Annotated in this window: 13 protein-coding genes; 10 read left to right on the top strand and 3 right to left on the bottom strand. The window is 72.2% G+C overall.

Features of this window, described 5'->3' with window-relative positions; translation table 11 throughout:
- The first annotated feature begins 333 nt into the window (after positions 1 to 333).
- Positions 334 to 1,725 carry a DUF222 domain-containing protein gene (locus EJK16_RS09005; RefSeq protein WP_127128517.1) on the top strand — a complete coding sequence of 464 codons (1,392 nt, stop codon included), beginning with the start codon at positions 334 to 336 and terminating at the stop codon, positions 1,723 to 1,725.
- Between the two features lie 85 nt (positions 1,726 to 1,810).
- Here the strand turns inward: EJK16_RS09005 and EJK16_RS09000 are convergent, their stop codons facing one another.
- Positions 1,811 to 2,278, bottom strand: a complete 468-nt coding sequence (locus EJK16_RS09000; protein ID WP_127128515.1) for a DUF1772 domain-containing protein — start codon at positions 2,276 to 2,278, stop codon at positions 1,811 to 1,813.
- Between the two features lie 134 nt (positions 2,279 to 2,412).
- Here EJK16_RS09000 and EJK16_RS08995 point away from each other — a divergent pair, with 134 nt between their 5' ends.
- The 3 genes from EJK16_RS08995 to EJK16_RS08985 all read left to right on the top strand — a co-directional run bounded on the left by EJK16_RS08995 (position 2,413) and on the right by EJK16_RS08985 (position 5,826).
- On the top strand, positions 2,413 to 3,402 hold the full coding sequence (locus tag EJK16_RS08995) for an AraC family transcriptional regulator (protein ID WP_127128513.1): 990 nt from the start codon (positions 2,413 to 2,415) through the stop codon (positions 3,400 to 3,402).
- 31 nt (positions 3,403 to 3,433) lie between these two features.
- Positions 3,434 to 4,198: a DUF554 domain-containing protein gene (locus EJK16_RS08990; protein WP_127128511.1), complete on the top strand. Its 765-nt coding sequence runs from the start codon at positions 3,434 to 3,436 to the stop codon at positions 4,196 to 4,198.
- Positions 4,199 to 4,299: 101 nt separating this feature from the next.
- Positions 4,300 to 5,826: an MFS transporter gene (locus EJK16_RS08985; RefSeq protein ID WP_240645903.1), complete on the top strand. Its 1,527-nt coding sequence runs from the start codon at positions 4,300 to 4,302 to the stop codon at positions 5,824 to 5,826.
- Positions 5,827 to 5,880: 54 nt separating this feature from the next.
- Here EJK16_RS08985 and EJK16_RS08980 read toward each other — a convergent pair whose 3' ends face one another.
- A complete protein-coding gene (locus tag EJK16_RS08980; protein WP_164737251.1) occupies positions 5,881 to 7,044 on the bottom strand; it encodes an MFS transporter in 1,164 nt (387 codons plus the stop codon).
- Positions 7,045 to 7,625: 581 nt separating this feature from the next.
- On the opposite strand from EJK16_RS08980, the gene EJK16_RS08975 reads away from it, so the two are divergent.
- The 3 genes from EJK16_RS08975 to EJK16_RS08965 all read left to right on the top strand — a co-directional run bounded on the left by EJK16_RS08975 (position 7,626) and on the right by EJK16_RS08965 (position 10,249).
- Positions 7,626 to 8,027 (top strand): RidA family protein, encoded by a 402-nt coding sequence (locus EJK16_RS08975; protein ID WP_127128507.1) that lies wholly within the window; start codon positions 7,626 to 7,628, stop codon positions 8,025 to 8,027.
- A gap of 292 nt (positions 8,028 to 8,319) precedes the next feature.
- A complete protein-coding gene (locus EJK16_RS08970) occupies positions 8,320 to 8,742 on the top strand; it encodes a cupin domain-containing protein (protein WP_127128505.1) in 423 nt (140 codons plus the stop codon).
- A 373-nt stretch (positions 8,743 to 9,115) separates the two neighbouring features.
- Positions 9,116 to 10,249: an LLM class flavin-dependent oxidoreductase gene (locus tag EJK16_RS08965; protein ID WP_127128503.1), complete on the top strand. Its 1,134-nt coding sequence runs from the start codon at positions 9,116 to 9,118 to the stop codon at positions 10,247 to 10,249.
- 92 nt (positions 10,250 to 10,341) lie between these two features.
- On the opposite strand, the gene EJK16_RS08960 is transcribed toward EJK16_RS08965, so the two are convergent.
- Positions 10,342 to 11,313, bottom strand: coding sequence for an AraC family transcriptional regulator (locus EJK16_RS08960; RefSeq protein WP_127128501.1), 972 nt, complete (start codon positions 11,311 to 11,313; stop codon positions 10,342 to 10,344).
- A 198-nt stretch (positions 11,314 to 11,511) separates the two neighbouring features.
- Here EJK16_RS08960 and EJK16_RS08955 point away from each other — a divergent pair, with 198 nt between their 5' ends.
- The 3 genes from EJK16_RS08955 to EJK16_RS08945 all read left to right on the top strand — a co-directional run bounded on the left by EJK16_RS08955 (position 11,512) and on the right by EJK16_RS08945 (position 15,102).
- Positions 11,512 to 12,315 (top strand): SDR family oxidoreductase, encoded by an 804-nt coding sequence (locus EJK16_RS08955; protein WP_127128499.1) that lies wholly within the window; start codon positions 11,512 to 11,514, stop codon positions 12,313 to 12,315.
- Between the two features lies 1 nt (position 12,316).
- On the top strand, positions 12,317 to 13,885 hold the full coding sequence (locus EJK16_RS08950) for an NAD(P)/FAD-dependent oxidoreductase (protein WP_127128497.1): 1,569 nt from the start codon (positions 12,317 to 12,319) through the stop codon (positions 13,883 to 13,885).
- Positions 13,886 to 14,070: 185 nt separating this feature from the next.
- Positions 14,071 to 15,102 (top strand): AraC family transcriptional regulator, encoded by a 1,032-nt coding sequence (locus EJK16_RS08945; protein WP_164737250.1) that lies wholly within the window; start codon positions 14,071 to 14,073, stop codon positions 15,100 to 15,102.
- Positions 15,103 to 15,393: the final 291 nt, after the last annotated feature.

Here is a 15,393-nt window from a genome sequence, read left to right as displayed (position 1 = left end):
CGCCACCCCGCTGCGCGAGCTCGCCGAGACCATGCCGCACGTCAGCGTCGGCTCCTACCCGTTCCGCGACGGCGACGTCCGGGGCACGAACATCGTCGTGCGCGGCACCGACCCGGCCCTCCTCGACAACGCCGTCGCACGGCTCGAGGCGCTCCGCGCCGACATCTGCTGAGGCACCCGACCCCGCAACGCGTCGAACGCCTACTTCGTGCGCGGGCGGCGGAGAGCACCGGCGCGTAGCAGACCACCATGGGCACCAGCCAGGGCTTGCGCTCCACAGGCACACGATGAGGCGCGGCGGGCAATGTCAGTGCTCCCGCATAGCGTTAAGGCATGGTCAACGACGACCCCGCTGACAGACACTCACACCCCGAGGGCGGTGGTGTGAGCCGGTTCGGGCTCGGCCCGGGTCCCGCCGCTCAGCTCGAGCTCACAACCCCCGGCGCCGCTCTGGCGCGCCACCTCGCCGCGCTGTCACCCGCCGATGTTGACGACGCCACACTGGTCGAGGCGATCGCCGGCTACGAGCGCATGGCGGCCTGGACCGCGGCCAACCAGGCCCGCCTGATCACCGAGCTCCTCGCCCGCCGCACCCCCGCCCCCAGGCCCGGCCCCAGGCCCGAGGACCTCGCCGGCTTCGAGATCCAGGCACGCCTGGGCATCACCCGCTACGGCGCCGAAGCCAAGGTCGGCTTCGCCCTCAGCCTGGACGACTTCCCCCAGGTCGCCGACGCCCTCGTCCACGGCCGCATCGACACCACCAAGGCCAAGATCCTGCTCGACAGCACGATCGGCCTGCCCCCCGCCGAGCTCCGCGCGCTCCACACCCGCCTCCTGCCCACCGCCGCCACGCTCACCGGGCCACAGCTGCGCGAGAAGATGCGCCACGCCGCGCTCGCCCTCGACATTCATCAGGCCGCGAAGCGCCACACGAAGGCCTACGCCGACCGCACGGTGACCGTCGAGCCGGCCCCGGACGGGATGTCCTGGGTCTCGGCCCTGCTGCGCTGCGATGACGCCGAGGCCACCCGCACCTACCTCGACAGCCTCGGCGCCGCGGCGAAGGCACCCGGCGACACCCGCACGGCCGACCAGCGCCGCGCCGACGCCTTCCGCGACCTCTTCCGCACCCTGCTCGACCGCGGCCTGGACCTCGACGGCGCCGAGCTGCCCACCTTTCAACGGCGCCGCCCGCACCTGCAGGTCACCATCGGCGCCGGCACCCTCCTCGGCCTGGACGACTCCCCCGGCCTGCTCGCCGGGTACGGCCCCATCCCCGCCGATCTCGCCCGCGCGATCGCGAAGGACGCCACCTGGCAGGCTCTCTTCACCGACGCCACCACCGGCGAGGCCGTGGCCCTTGGCACCAAGACCTACCGTCCCGGGGCCGTCCTGGCCCGCACCGTCGTCGCCCGGGACGTCACCTGCACCTACATGGGCTGCCGCGTCCCCGCCAGCCGCTGCGACCTCGACCACACGCCCGAGTACGACCCCAGCCGCGCCACGACCGAGTTCCAGACCCGGCTCGACACGCTCTACTCCAGGTGCCGCTCCCACCACGGAGCCAAGACCACCAAGGCATGGCGCACCCATCGCGACCCCGCCACCGGCGACAGCATCTGGACCGCCCCGACCGGCCACACGTACCGACGCAAGGTCAACCGGCCTCCCGGAGCCCCACCGTCACTGGCACCGCCACCGCCCGAGGACCCCCCACCGTTCTGATCCGCGGACGGGCAGGTAGGGCCAGCGCTCAGGCCGCGCCGTCGTCGTGCCGCACGGGCTCAGGCTGTCCGGACGCGCGCGCCGGTCAAGGCCTGGCGAGCGCGACCGTGAACGCCGCCGACGCCGCGAGCGACCCGGCGGTGCGCACGCGGTTGGCCCGGCTCCACGCCGCGAGGAACTGCGTCCACGTCGCACCCCGCCGGGCCTCGAGGGCGTCGTTGAGCGGCAGGTTGCGCATGATCGTTGTCAGCACCGTGCCCACGAGGTACGCGCCTCCTCCCCCAACGAGGAGCACGCGCTCGACCGTCTCCGACGATCTGGCCCCGAGCACGACGACGCCGACCGCCAGCGCCGCCGTGCCGAACAGTGCCGTCATGAACGCCGGCCGCACCGCCGTGACGTTGATGGACCGCATGGCGTCCGCCCCGAGGCCGTCCGGCAGGCGGCCGAGCCCACGCAGGACGAAGGAGTCGAAGGCGAAGAAGACGCCGCCCACGGTCCCGCTGCCGACCGCCGCGAGCGCCGTCAGGGCGGTCGCACCCGTGCCACTCACGCCGCCACCTCCGCCGTCGCCCCGGGTCCCTGACCTGTGCCGTGAGTGCTCATACCGCAAGCCAACACCGCACCGGTGAGACGATCCATGGCCGGGACGCTCGCCGGCATACGCGTTCGTCTACGCTCAGCGGCATGGACTCCGTGCTGGGCATGCTGGACGGTCCCCGGGCGCGCGGCGCGTTCCTGCTACGCACGGTGATGAACCCGCCCTGGTCGCTGCGCATCCAGGACGAGGCACCGCTGACGCTCGTCGCGATGGTCGCCGGCGGCGCGCACGTGCTGCCCGACCATGCCGTGCCCGCGGAGCTCGGCCCCGGCGACGTCGCGATCCTGCGCGGGCCCGACGCCTACACGATCGCCGACGATCCGCGCACCGCCCCGCAGGCCGTCATCCACCCGGGCCAGCGGTGCACAACCGTCGACGGCGCCGAGCTGCTCGGCATCTCCAGCCTGGGCGTGCGCACCTGGGGCAACGACCCCGCGGGGTCCACCGTGATGCTAACCGGCACCTACCAGCTTCCCCACGAGGTCGGCCGTCAGCTGCTGGCCGCGCTGCCGCCGCTGGCCCTGCTGCGCCGCGCCGACTGGGACGAACCCCTCGTGGGCCTCGTGGCCCGCGAGGTCACCGCCGACCGCCCCGGCCAGGAGGTGGTCCTCGACCGCCTGCTCGACCTGCTCCTGGTGGCCGGGCTGCGCCGCTGGTTCGACCGGCGGGCGGGCGAGGCGCCCGGGTGGTACCGCGCCGGCGGCGACCCGGTGGTGGGACGCGCGGTCCGGCTGATGGAGAACAGCCTCGCCCACCCGTGGACGGTCGCCTCCCTGGCCGCCACCGTGGGCGTCTCCCGCGCCGCGCTCGCCCGCCGGTTCACCGAGCTCGTCGCCCAGCCGCCCATGGCCTTCCTCACGCAGCGACGCCTCGAGCTCGCCGCCGATCTCCTCCTCGAACCGGGCTCGACGCTCGGCGCCGTCGCACGCCAGACCGGGTACGCCACCCCGTTCGCGCTCAGCGCCGCGTTCCGGCGGGTCCGGGGCGAGACACCGCAGCAGCACCGCGCCCGCGCGCGCCGGGGCACGGACGTCCCCGCGGACATCGCGGCCGCCGTCCCGCTGACGCCACGCTGACCAGCGCCTCGGGGGACTACGGTGGCGAACCGTGAACTATCCCGGCCTCGGCACCCTCATCAACGTGGCGGCGATCGTCGTCGGCTCCCTGCTCGGCATGGCGGCCGGCCACCGGCTGCCCGGGCGGGTCCGCGACGTCGTCACCGACTGCCTCGGGCTGGTCACGCTGCTGATCGCGGCGCAGTCGACCGTGAGCGTCACCGACGCGGCCCTCGCCGACGCCGTGGGATCCGGGGCGCCGGTCCTCATCGTGCTCGGCGCGCTGCTCATCGGCAGCATCATCGGGTCCGGGCTGCGCCTCGCGGACCGCCTCGAGGGGCTCGCCGGCCGCGTCCACGCCTGGACGAACCGGCCCGGCACGATCCGGCTCGAGTCCCACGCCACCCGCCAGCGGTTCATCGACGGCTGGCTCACCGCCACGCTGCTGTTCTGCGTCGGCCCCCTGGCCGTGCTCGGCAGCCTCTCGGACGGGCTGGGCCGCGGCATCGACCAGCTCATGCTCAAGGCCGTGCTCGACGGCTTCGCGGCGCTGGCCTTCGCGTCCACCTTCGGCGTGGGCGTGCTGCTCTCGGCCGTCTCTGTCGGGGTCTTCCAGGGCGCGCTGACGGTGGTCGGGATGCTGCTCGGCTCGGTCGTCCCCGAGCCGCACCTCGCCGCGCTGACCGCGACCGGCGGGCTCATGCTGGTCGGCATCGCACTGCGGCTGCTGCGCATCCGCGAGATCCCGGTGGCGGACATGCTCCCCGCGCTCGTGGTGGCCCCGCTGCTCACCGAGCTCGTCGTGATGGCGCACTGAGCCTCCGCCGTCGGCCCTGAGCGGGTGAGTCTCGTCTCATCCGGACTGTGTTCATCCCGAAGCGGTAGATCGGCGACCGCTCCAGGGCATACAAACAGGTAGTGAGCGACGACGACCCCACCCTTATCCACGTCGATGGAACCGACCGCGTCTTCCGACGCAGCCGGATCCTCGTCGTCCTCCTCATCCCCATCGCGATGGCCCTCATCGCGGTCTCCTCGATCAACGTGGCGCTGCCGACGATCTCGCACACGCTCGGCGCCACCGACTCCGACCTGCAGTGGGTGCTCTCCGGCTACGCGCTGACCTTCGGGATCAGCCTCGTGCCCGCCGGCCGCCTCGGGGACGTGCTGGGCCGCGGCCGGCTCTTCGTCATCGGCCTGTTGCTGTTCTCGCTTGCCTCGCTGGCCTGCGGGCTCGCACCGACGCCCACGTTCCTCAACGTCGCCCGCTTCGTCCAGGGCGTCGGTGCGGGCATCTACAACCCCCAGACCATGGGCATGATCCAGCAATACTGGCGGGGCATGGAGCGCGCCCGGGCCTTCGCCATGTTCGGCACCGTCGTCGCCGTCTCCGTGGCCATCGGCCCGATCCTGGCCGGGGCGATCATCCAGGTCTTCGGGCCGGAGATCGGCTGGCGGGCCACCTTCCTCATCAACTTCCCCCTCGGGCTGCTCGGCTCCGTACTCGCGCTGTGCTGGTTCCCCTTCGCCCAGGAGCGCCGTCGCCGGGCGGCGCGCCGGGCTGCGAAGGCGGCGCGCAAGAGCGGGGCGTCAAAGGACATCGCCGCGGCGGCCGTGCCGCGCGAGAAGGTCGACCTCGATCCCGTGGGGGCCGTCGTCCTCGCCCTCGCCGTGCTGTGCGTGATGCTGCCGTTCATGTCGAAGCGCGGCGGGCTCGTCTGGCTGCTGCTGGCCGCCGGCCTCGGGCTGGTGGCGCTGTGGGTCCTGTGGGAGCGCCGCTACAAGGCGCGCGGGCGCGCCCCGATGGTGGACCTGGCGCTGTTCGCGTTCCCGTCGTTCTCCAACGGCACCGCCGTCGCCGGCACGTTCTTCCTGGGCTCGACGTCGATCTTCGTGATCATCGCTCTCTACATGCAGAACGGCCTGGGTGCCAGCGCGCTCGAGACCGGGCTGGTCGGGCTGCCCAACGCCGTGGTCTCGGCGTTCGCCGCCATCTGGGCCGGGCGCCACGCCCTCGCGAGGGGCCGCACCATCATCGTCGGGGCGCTGGCCTGCGTCCTGGTCGGGGTGGTGCTCAGCGTGGGCGTGGCGGTCCTCATCGAGCAGTACGACGTCAGCTTCTGGTGGCTTGCCCTCACGCTCATGTTCGCCGGCCTCGGCCAGGGCGCCCTGGGATCGGCCAACCAGACCCTCTCCCTCGAGAGCGTGCCCACGAGCTACGGCGGCACCGCCGGCGGGGTGAAGTCCACGGCCGAGCGCATCGGCACCGCCATCGGCAACGCGATGATCACCGCGATCTTCTTCGCCGTGGTGGGCGCCGGCGCGTGGGAGGCGGGGATCGCCGCGGCGTTCGCGGCGGTCAGCCTGTGCCTCGTGCTCTCACTCGGCGTGGCCGTGCGCGACCGCAAGGTCTGCGGCGACGGGCCCGCCGCGGCGGCCCGCTGACAGGCCCGTCGACGGGGCTCGACGGCGCCCGACGACAGTCGAGCCGATCCTCGCTCACGTCCCGCGGGGTTGTCCCTCTCCGCCGACATATCCCGAGCGGCCGGCGAAGCACCCCAGCACCAGCTGCACGAGAGCGACGCCTACGACGAGCATCAGCGCCGGCGCCCAGGAGCCCGTCCACTCGCGGATCGCGGCCATGACCAAGGGTCCGGCCGCGGCCATCATGTAGCCGACCGTGTGCGCCATCGCCGAGAGCCCCGGCACGTCCGCGGCCGTCCGGCTCCGCAGGACGATGAGCGCGAGCGCGAGGGGGAACGTCCCTCCCTGACCGATCCCCAGCAGGACGGCCCACAGCCACGGCGCCGCGGCAGGGGCGAGGGCGAGCCCGGTGAGCCCCGCCAGGATGAAGACGACGGTGCCGGCCGCCGCGACCTGCTGGTTGCGCGCCCGCGAGCTCAGCACCGGGACGAGGAGCCCGGAGGCGGCGCCGACCAGGATGGAGGTCGAGAGCAGCAGGCCCGCCTCCGTGGCGCTCATGCCGGACTCCCGCGCGATGCTCGGCAACCAGGCGACCATGCAGTAGAAGCCGACCGACTGCGTGCCGAGGTAGGCCGAGACCTGCCAGGCCAGCGGCTGCCGCCACAGCCGCCTGGTCGTGGACGTGCCGAGGTCGACCCTCGCGCCGCCCCTGCTCCGCGGGGCCCAGAGCACGAGCGCCGCGACGGCGAGGAGCCCCCAGGCGGCCAGGCCCCAACGCCAGCCGCCCAGCCACTCGGAGATCGGCACCGTGGTCCCCGCCGCCAACGTGGCGCCGAGGGCGAGCGTGACGGAGTACGCACCCATCATCGGCATGGCGCGGCGCGGCAGGTGCCGGCGGATGAGCGCCGGCACAAGCACGTTCGCGACGGCGATGGCGCCCGCCGCGACACCGGTCCCCAGGAGGAGGAGCGAGAAACCCGCCCAAGGACGCAAGCCCAGGGAGAGCGCGACGACCACCAGGACGGCCAGGATCGTCCGTTCGAGGCCGAACCTCCGGGCGAGCCGGGGAGCGAGCGGGGCGGCCAGCGCGAAGAACAGCAACGGCGCCGTCGAGAGCACGCCGGCCTGCGTGACGCTGAGGCCGAGTCCGACGTGGTCCCGGCGGATCTCCGGGAGCAGCGGCCCCACGCTGGTCAGAGCGGGACGGAGGTTCACGGCGACCGCCAGCACGCTGAGCACGAAAAGCGCCAGGGCAGCACCCGACAGCCGCGGACCGTCCGGGCCCGACCGAACCCGCCGTGCGGCATCCGCCGGCTCCGCACCAGCGCCGTTCACCGGCACTGCGCCAGAGCCGATCGCCGGCTCCGCGCGAGCTCGGTGCGCCGGATCGGCCGCCGGCTCCGCGCCAGCTTCGGTCTCCGGCTCGGCGGTCAGGCCGGACACCGCCTCACGGCCGCGGACTGTGCGCTCACTTGGGGTGGTCATGGACTGAGGCCTTCCGTTACGACGGGCGGTGCCGGCGCCTGCCACGGCGACTGTGACGGCCCTGAGCGTGGCCCTCCGGCCGGGGGCCCGAAGCGACGAGTTCCCCGGCGACACGGGGGCTGGCGAGGTCGGCCCTCGTCGCGGCGACCTCGGCGATCTCCGGGCGACTCGAATGGCGCGGCCCCGGACGGCGAGCCGGAAGTTTCAGACCAAGTGTCTCCGTTTCAGAGCATCAAGAAAGCCAGCGCGCTCATGCCTAATGTGATCCTTGACACGTAAGCACACATCACAATAACTTGCGGCGCATCCCGGTACCCACCGATCGGAGAAGTTGCATGTCGACGTCGACCCGTGCACTGATCAACCCGCCGGCCATCCACCCAGCTCCGGGATTCAGCCACATCTCGATAGCAGAGCCCGGCCGGATCGCCTACATCGCCGGCCAGGTCGCCCTGGCCCCGGACTTCAGCGTGCGCGGGGGCGACGACCTCGGCGAGCAGACGCGCGCCGCCATGGAGAACGTCAAGCTCGCGCTCGACGCCATCGGCGCGACCTGGGACGACGTCGTGCGTCGCACGATCTACACCCTGCGGCCGACCGAGTACGAGGTCATGACGCGCGCCATCGAGCAGGTCCAGGGCTCTGACCGACACCCAGCCCAGACGATCGTCGGCGTCACCGGGCTGGCCGTCGACGGCCTGCTCATCGAGATCGAGGTCACGGTCCACCTCCGGTAGGCCCACATCGCCGGAGGCGACACCTCCGGCGACCCGCCTGCGCGTGCCCCCGGCGGACATCGACGACATCCAGGAGACAGATGCGCGCACACGCATTCACCGGCACGGCGGACCCGACGTCCTGCAGGACGGCAAACTGACCTTCGTCGAGGAGCGGGCACCCCAGAGCGCAGACGGCTCCTGAGTGGCCTGGACATGAGCTGGGGGCGTGACGTCCGCAGCCCCGATCAACCCGTCCTGCCACCCACCAGGCAGGCACGGCCACACCGTGCGGACACCACAGGGAGGAAACATGGAGATGGACAAGGACGGCGGCCTCGTGATCGACACGGATGCCATGGAGTGGCGGACTCTGGCACCTGGCGTGGGCATCAAGGTCCTCCGGCTCGACCGCGCGTCGCAGGAGTGGACGATCATGATCCGCTCCGAGAAGGGGTCGGTGCTTCCCCCGCACCAGCACATCGGCAATTCCGAGATCTACATCATCAAGGGCGCCGGCCATCACCAGCAGGCCGGTCATTTCAAGACCGGCGATTACGTCCTCGAGCCGGACGGGGCGACTCACAGTCCTCTGTTCTTCGAGGAGGAGGTCATTCAGATCATGTTTGCGAAGGGACCGTCGCAGTTCCTCGACGAGGACGGAAACCCGACATTCCTCATGGACGTCGACATGCTGTGCGGTCTTGCCGAGGAGGAGATTCTCGCCTCGGCCTGACCTCCCGACGAGTCGGTCGGGAACGCCCGGGGCGCACACCGTGCCCCCGGCGTCGGAACCATCGAGGGCCTCGGCCACGGGCGTGCCGCCCGTGGCCGAGTCCCCCCACGCGTGCCCGTCGCCCGGGCCTGGCGGAGCACGGAGTACGACAGCACCTGGAGTCGAGGCAACCCAGTGCGCGCGTTCTGGATCGGATCCCGCGCGGAGCGGATAGACGCCGCCATCCGCGGCGGCTCACACTCGACCAACGACACCGGACGCGCGGGTGCCACTCTCGGCCAGCACCACCGCGCCACGTCTCCACGCAGGTGAACCGCCGTGCCCGCGAGGTTCGGCGGACCCGGTACATCACGTTGGACCAACGGAGGTTCAGATGGCTCGATCGATCAACGACGCTCCCGACTTCAAGCTCGGGACCTTCAGCTCCAACTGTTCATCCGGCCTCGCCGTGACCAAGGCCCCCGACCGGTGGTCGGGCAGCTGGGCGGACAACCTCCGGCTGGCGAAGATCGCCGACGAGGTGGGCATCGACTTCATGCTGCCGATCGCGCGCTGGATCGGCTACGGGGGCGAGACGAACTTCCATGAGGGCGTGCTCGACCCCACCGTCTGGGCCGGTGCGCTGCTCGCGCACACCAGGCACCTCTCCGTCTTCGCCACCGTCCACACCGCGTTCAACCACCCGATCGTCGTCGCGAAGCAGCTGGCGACCGTGGACCAGGTCGGCCAGGGCCGGGCGGGGATCAATATCGTGGCCGGCTGGAACAAGCCGGAGTACGACACCTTCGGCGTGGAGCTGCCCCAGGACCACGACGACCGCTACGCGCTGGCCCAGGAGTGGTGGGACGTCATCCGGAAGATCTGGACGACGCCGGGCAGCTTCGACCACGACGGTAGGTTCTTCCACCTCCGGCACGTCGAGGGCATGCCGAAGCCGTACGACGGCGTGCTGCCCGTGCTCAACGCGGGCTCGTCCAAGCAGGGCCGGGAGTTTGCCGCCCGCAACGCCGACTTCGGGTTCACGATCGTCGGCGGACCGGAGGACGGCCGCGACATCGTCGCCTCGATGAAGGCCCAGGCGCGCACCGACTACGGCCGCGAGGCGGGGGTCTTCACCCTCGGACACGTCGTGTGCCGCCCCACCCGCGAGGAGGCCGAGGAGTTCCTGCACTACTACGCCGACGAGCAGGCCGACTGGTCCGCCGTCGACAACCTCATGGCGCTGCAGGGTCTGCACGCCCAGTCGTTCACCCCTGAGATGCTCGCGACCTTCCGCGCCCGGTTCGCCGCCGGGCACGGCAGCTGCCCGCTGATCGGGACGCCGGACGACGTCGCCGACCAGATCCAGCGCTTCCACGAGGCGGGTTTCGACGGGATGACGGTGGCGTTCTTCGACTACGCCGGTGAGCTGGAGTACTTCGCTCAGGAGGTCCTCCCCCGCCTCGAGGCCCGTGGCGTGCGCCAGGCGCGGGACTGGGACCGGGAGCCCGCCGGGATGCGCGTCTGAGCGCACGCTGGAGCACGGGACTGGCGGCCGCCCGGAGTCGTTTGCGGGCAGCCGCCAGTCCACCGCACCGGCGCGCGCCGGTGCGGTGGGGCCTAGCGGCGCCGGAGGGTCGCCGAGGGAGGCTCGCCGTAGCGACGGTGGTAGTCCACCGAGAACCGCCCGAGATGCGTGATGCCGAGGCCCATGGCCACCTCGGTGACGGTCGTCGCGCCGGGGTCGGCACGCCGCAGCATCTCGTGGGACCGGGTCAGCCGCAGCTCCCGCACGAACGCGACGGGAGTGGTGTCGAGCTCGCGGCGGAACGCCTCCTGGAGCGCCCGGGTGCTCGTCCCCACCTCCTTGGCGATGCGGGCGACGACGAGCGCCTCACCCAGGTGAGCGTGGATGTGGTCGACGGCTCGCCGCGCGACGCTGGGCGGCGCGAGCCGCACCGGCCGGATGCCGTCGGTGAACGTGTGCGGCTGGGTCTCGAGCAGCTGCGTGGTCACCGCCCGGCTCAGGGCGTCGACGGTGGCCTGCTGCGCCAGGAGCGCGCTACCGCTGGTCACCTCCTCCCAGAGGAACCGCACCGTCCGGAGCCAGCCTCGCACCTGCGGGCTTCCGGTGGACATCGCCAGCTCGAAGAGCAGCGGCGCGCCCGACCGGCGGCCGAGCAACCTGGTCAGCTCCGACTCCAGCAGCGCGCGGTCGATGTAGACCACGAGCTGGGGGTTACCGGCGTGCCAAGACATTCTGATGCGGTCGACCGGTGAGAGGACGGACGCGGTCGAGGGGTCGGAGGCGATCTCTTCCCTGCCCTGCTCGATGCGTGCCGTGCCGCTCAGCGGGATCTGCACGAGGTAGAACGTGTCCAGCTCCTGGGGCAGGATCTCGACGGCCTCGCCGTAGTCGATCTCGACGATCGCGAGGCCGCCAAGACGAACCGAGCGGAGGGACAGATCCACGCCACGCCCGGGCGAGTGCGGCTCGAGGCGGTGCGGGCAGAAGAGCTCCCCCACACCGGCCCGTGCAGCGTCGACGTCCCTGGTCGCGAGCTCCAGTCGTTCGGAGGCCGCCTCGCTCACGCGATGCACCTCCCGTCTGAGAGACCGCCCCGTCGCCCGACATCCTCGCCGATCGTACGTGGGAGGCCCGCGCCTCTGGGCCAAATCGGGCGCGTGATCTGGACAGCCCCGCCGCGCACAGCGGATAGCCCGGCATCCGATGCCTCCCTACCGTCGGGTGAGGCCGCGACGAGGCGGCCGGAATGGGAGGGCTTCGCCATGACAGCATCGCTCGACGGCCGCGTCGCCGTCGTGACCGGAGGAGCGACGCTCGTCGGTCACGGCGTCGTCCGCGCGCTCCACGAGCAGGGCGCCACCGTCGTCGTCGTGGACATCGACGCCGGCGGCGCACAGGACATCGCGGACGAGCTCGGCGACCGGATCCAGGTCGTCGTCGCCGACATCACGGACGACGCCCGGGTGGGCGAGCTGGTCGCCGGCGTGGTCCGCGTGCACGGCGGGATCGACGTCCTGGTCAACCTCGCGTGCAGCTACCTCGACGACGGCGCCGACACCGACCGGGCCGGCTGGTTGGCGGCCTTCGACGTCAACGTCGCCAGCGCCGTGATGATGACTCGGGCGGCGCGCCCGGCCCTGGCCTCGAGCGGTCACGGAGCGGTCGTCAACTTCACGTCGATCTCCAGCAAGGTCGCCCAGACCGGCCGCTGGGTGTACCCGGCGACGAAGGCGGCCCTCGTCCAGGTGACCCGGTCCATGGCCATGGACCTCGCCGCCGACGGCATCCGGGTGAACTCCGTCAGCCCCGGATGGACCTGGTCGAAGATCATGGACACCCTCTCGCAGGGGGACCGCACACGCACGGATCGCGTGGCCGCGCCGTTCCACCTCACCGGCCGGGTGGGCGATCCGGTCGAGGTCGGCCGCGTCGTCGCCTTCCTGGTTTCGGACGCCGCCTCGGTGGTCACGGGCGCCGACTGGGCGGCCGACGGCGGGTACTCCGCCATGGGGCCGGAGCAGGGCGTCGCCGCCATCCCCCAGCTCGCCGTCGAAGGAGCACACTGAGATGCGCATCGCCATCATCGGGGCCGGCTTCGCCGGCCTCGCCGCCGGGAAGGTCCTCACGCAGTTCGGGCACGACGTCATCATCTACGAGAAGGCACCCGACGTCGGCGGCGTATGGAGCTCGACGCGTCGCTACCCGGGCCTGTCCACCCAGAACAACAAGGGCACGTACGCGCTCTCGGACCTGCCGATGCCGAAGCACTTTCCCGAGTGGCCCAGCGGGGCGCAGGTCCAGCAGTACCTGGAGACCTACGCCCGGACATTCGGGCTGATGGGCAAGACGCGCCTGCGCACCGAGGTCATCGGGGCCGACCTCGACGAGAGCGGTCCACGGTGGAGGATCCGCACCCGCGGCCCGGCCGGCGAGGCCGAAGAGTCAGCGGACTTCCTCGTCGTCGCGAACGGCATCTTCTCCGACGCCTTCACGCCTTCCTACCCCGGTCGGCCGGACTTCGAAGCCGCCGGCGGACGCGTGTGCACGCCGTCGGACGTCCGGGACGTCTCCGAGGTCGAGGGCAGGCACGTGATCGTCGTGGGGTACGGGAAGTCCGCGTGCGACATCGCCTCCGCGATCAGCGGATCGGCCGCCAGCACGTCCGTCGTTGCGCGGCAGCTCATCTGGAAGATGCCGAAGAAGATTCTGGGCCTGCTCAACTACAAGTACCTGATGCTCACCCGACTCGGCGAAGCCCTCTTCGAGTACCAGCACACGAAGGGCATCGAGGCGTTTCTCCACGGCAGGGGCAAGGCCGTCCGCGACGGCATGCTGGGCGGCCTGCAGGCGGTGGCCACCAGGCAGCTGCGGCTCACCCGCAGTGGCCTGGTCCCGGTCGGTGGGTTCGAGCGCATCGCGCGCAGCACCGTCAGCCTCACGAGCGACGGGTTCTTCGCCAAGGCGGCCTCGGGCGAGATCGACGTCGTCCGGGACAGCCGGATCGTGCGGCTGTTCGCCCAGGACGGCCTGCCCATGGCCGAGCTGGCCGACGGCTCGACGCGGCGGGCCGACGTCGTCGTCGCCGCGACGGGGTGGCGGCAGGGCGTGCCGTTCCTCGGCCCGGAACTCCAGGACCGTCTCACCGACGAGCGCGGCAACTTCGAGCTGTACCGCTACGTGCTCCCGCACGACGTGCCTGGCCTCGCCTTCTGTGGCTACAACTCCTCCTTCTACTCGCCGCTGTCCGCCGAGGTCGCGGCGCTGTGGATCGCCAACTACCTCATGGGCCGGAGCGTGCTGCCTCCCGTGGAGGAACGCCGCCGGCAGGTGCAGCAGCGGTTGCGGTGGATGGAGCAGCGCACCGAGGGGCACCACGCCCGCGGGACGAACCTCATCCCGTTCTCCATGCACAACGTCGACGAGACACTCGCGGAGATCGGGATCACCATCCCGCGTGCGCAGCGGATCCGGGAGTGGCTGTTGCCGGCCGACCCCAGCAACTACCGCGCGATCACGGAGCGGCTCCTCGAGAAGCTCGAGGGCACACGCCGTCCTGAGAGCCAGGAAAGCCTGCGCCACGACGAGAGCGAGGTGAGCCTGCGCCGTCCGGAGACGGAGCCGAGCGTGGTCAGCTGACGCCCGGGCGCACCGGCCGCCGACCTCGTCCCCCTCGGGACGCGGGCGGTGCGCCCCGGCTGGGGCGTAAACGGGCTACCTGTCGGTCCGGAGCCCTGGACGCCCACAAGGATGTGATGGATGATCACATCCTTGGGAAGGCGGTGATCCTTCTGATCCCCAGTCCGTCGGTCAGGCCCCCTCTGGTGCCGTTTGCGCCTCAGGCCCCGCCTGCCGGCAAGCGCGCCGGGACGGCGTCGGAACGTCCGTCCACGGGCGGCGCGGGCGCCGCGCTGGAGGTGCGCACCCGCCGCCTGGACGAGCTCCGCGAGTCGGTCGCGCACGCGGCGACGCCCCACGAGATCACCCTGCGAGGCGGAGAGCTCGACGGCGTGGTCGGCGCCTCGGAGGCGGCCGGGACCAACGTCGTCTTCGTCCGCTACGGGGCGGACGTCCTCGTCGAGGCCGGCCCCACCGGCGGTCGCTTCGTCCTCACGCTGCCGCTGGGTCCGATGGGCGTCGGCGTGCATGCGGTCAACCAGGTCCGCTCGTCCCCGTTCGTCCTGCACACCGGCCGCCGGACCCTCATGGCGCCGCAGCCCTGGGACGGAGCGCTCGTCGTCGCGACGGAGATCGGCCGCCTGCGCGACCACCTCGAGGCGCTCACCGGCGCACCGCCCGACGGCGACCTGGAGTTCCGCGCCGGCTCCGCAGAGCGGCCGCCCCTGCCGTCCGAGTACCTCGACACCGCCTGCCGGAGCGTCGCGGAGACGCTCTTCCGATGTGCCGACCTGCCCGACGCCGCCGCACGCTCGCTCGAACAGACCTTGCTCTCGGCCGCGCTGCTGTCCGTCCCGCACAGCCACACCGGCCTCCTGGCGAGCGCTCCGGCCAGGGTGTCCACGGCGCACGCAGAGACGGCTCGCGCCTGGCTGGCGGAGAACCACGGGAGCGCGGTCACGGTGCCGGACGTCGCACGCGCGGTGGGCCTGTCGGTGCGTCAACTGCAGTGGGTGGTCATGGAGCGGTTCGGTCTCACGCCGACCACGCTCCTGCGAGGCATCCGGCTCGCCGAGGCTCACCGCCGCCTGACCGGGGAGGGCGGGGAGGTGCCCGAGACCGTGGCCGAGGCGGCGCACCGCTCGGGCTTCGCCCACCTGGGCCGGTTCGCCCAGCTCTACCGCAGCACCTACGGCGAGAGCCCCCACCAGAGCCTCGTCCGCGTTCGAGGCCGGTGACCTCGAACGGGCGGACGTTCGTGGCGCCGTCCGCCCAGCCGGCAGGTTCCCGCACGGGCAACGGCACCGCCGGCGGCGTGAGGCCCACGGCCGAACGCATCGGCACCGCCATCGGCACCGCCATGATGAAGAACGGCCGTCATGCGCATCGCCGTCACCGGGGGCTCCGGGAAGCTGGGCAGGACCGTCGTCCGTGAGCTGGCCGCCGCGGGCACGAGGTGGTCAACCTCGACCGCGACGGCCAGCGTGGCCCGGGGTTCGTCCGTGTGGACAGACACGACGCCCGATCCG

Origin of the sequence: Georgenia sp. SYP-B2076, from assembly GCF_003991205.1 — a bacterium.
Classification (GTDB): domain Bacteria; phylum Actinomycetota; class Actinomycetes; order Actinomycetales; family Actinomycetaceae; genus Georgenia.
This window is presented reverse-complemented; position numbering and strand designations above follow the sequence as displayed.

Excerpts from the sequence above, each read along its gene's own strand:
- EJK16_RS09005 (WP_127128517.1), top strand. The coding sequence starts at position 334 with ATGGTCAACGACGACCCCGCTGACAGACACTCACACCCCGAGGGCGGT.
- EJK16_RS08995 (WP_127128513.1), top strand. The coding sequence starts at position 2,413 with ATGGACTCCGTGCTGGGCATGCTGGACGGTCCCCGGGCGCGCGGCGCG.
- EJK16_RS08975 (WP_127128507.1), top strand. The coding sequence starts at position 7,626 with ATGTCGACGTCGACCCGTGCACTGATCAACCCGCCGGCCATCCACCCA.
- EJK16_RS08970 (WP_127128505.1), top strand. The coding sequence starts at position 8,320 with ATGGAGATGGACAAGGACGGCGGCCTCGTGATCGACACGGATGCCATG.
- EJK16_RS08965 (WP_127128503.1), top strand. The coding sequence starts at position 9,116 with ATGGCTCGATCGATCAACGACGCTCCCGACTTCAAGCTCGGGACCTTC.
- EJK16_RS08955 (WP_127128499.1), top strand. The coding sequence starts at position 11,512 with ATGACAGCATCGCTCGACGGCCGCGTCGCCGTCGTGACCGGAGGAGCG.
- EJK16_RS08950 (WP_127128497.1), top strand. The coding sequence starts at position 12,317 with ATGCGCATCGCCATCATCGGGGCCGGCTTCGCCGGCCTCGCCGCCGGG.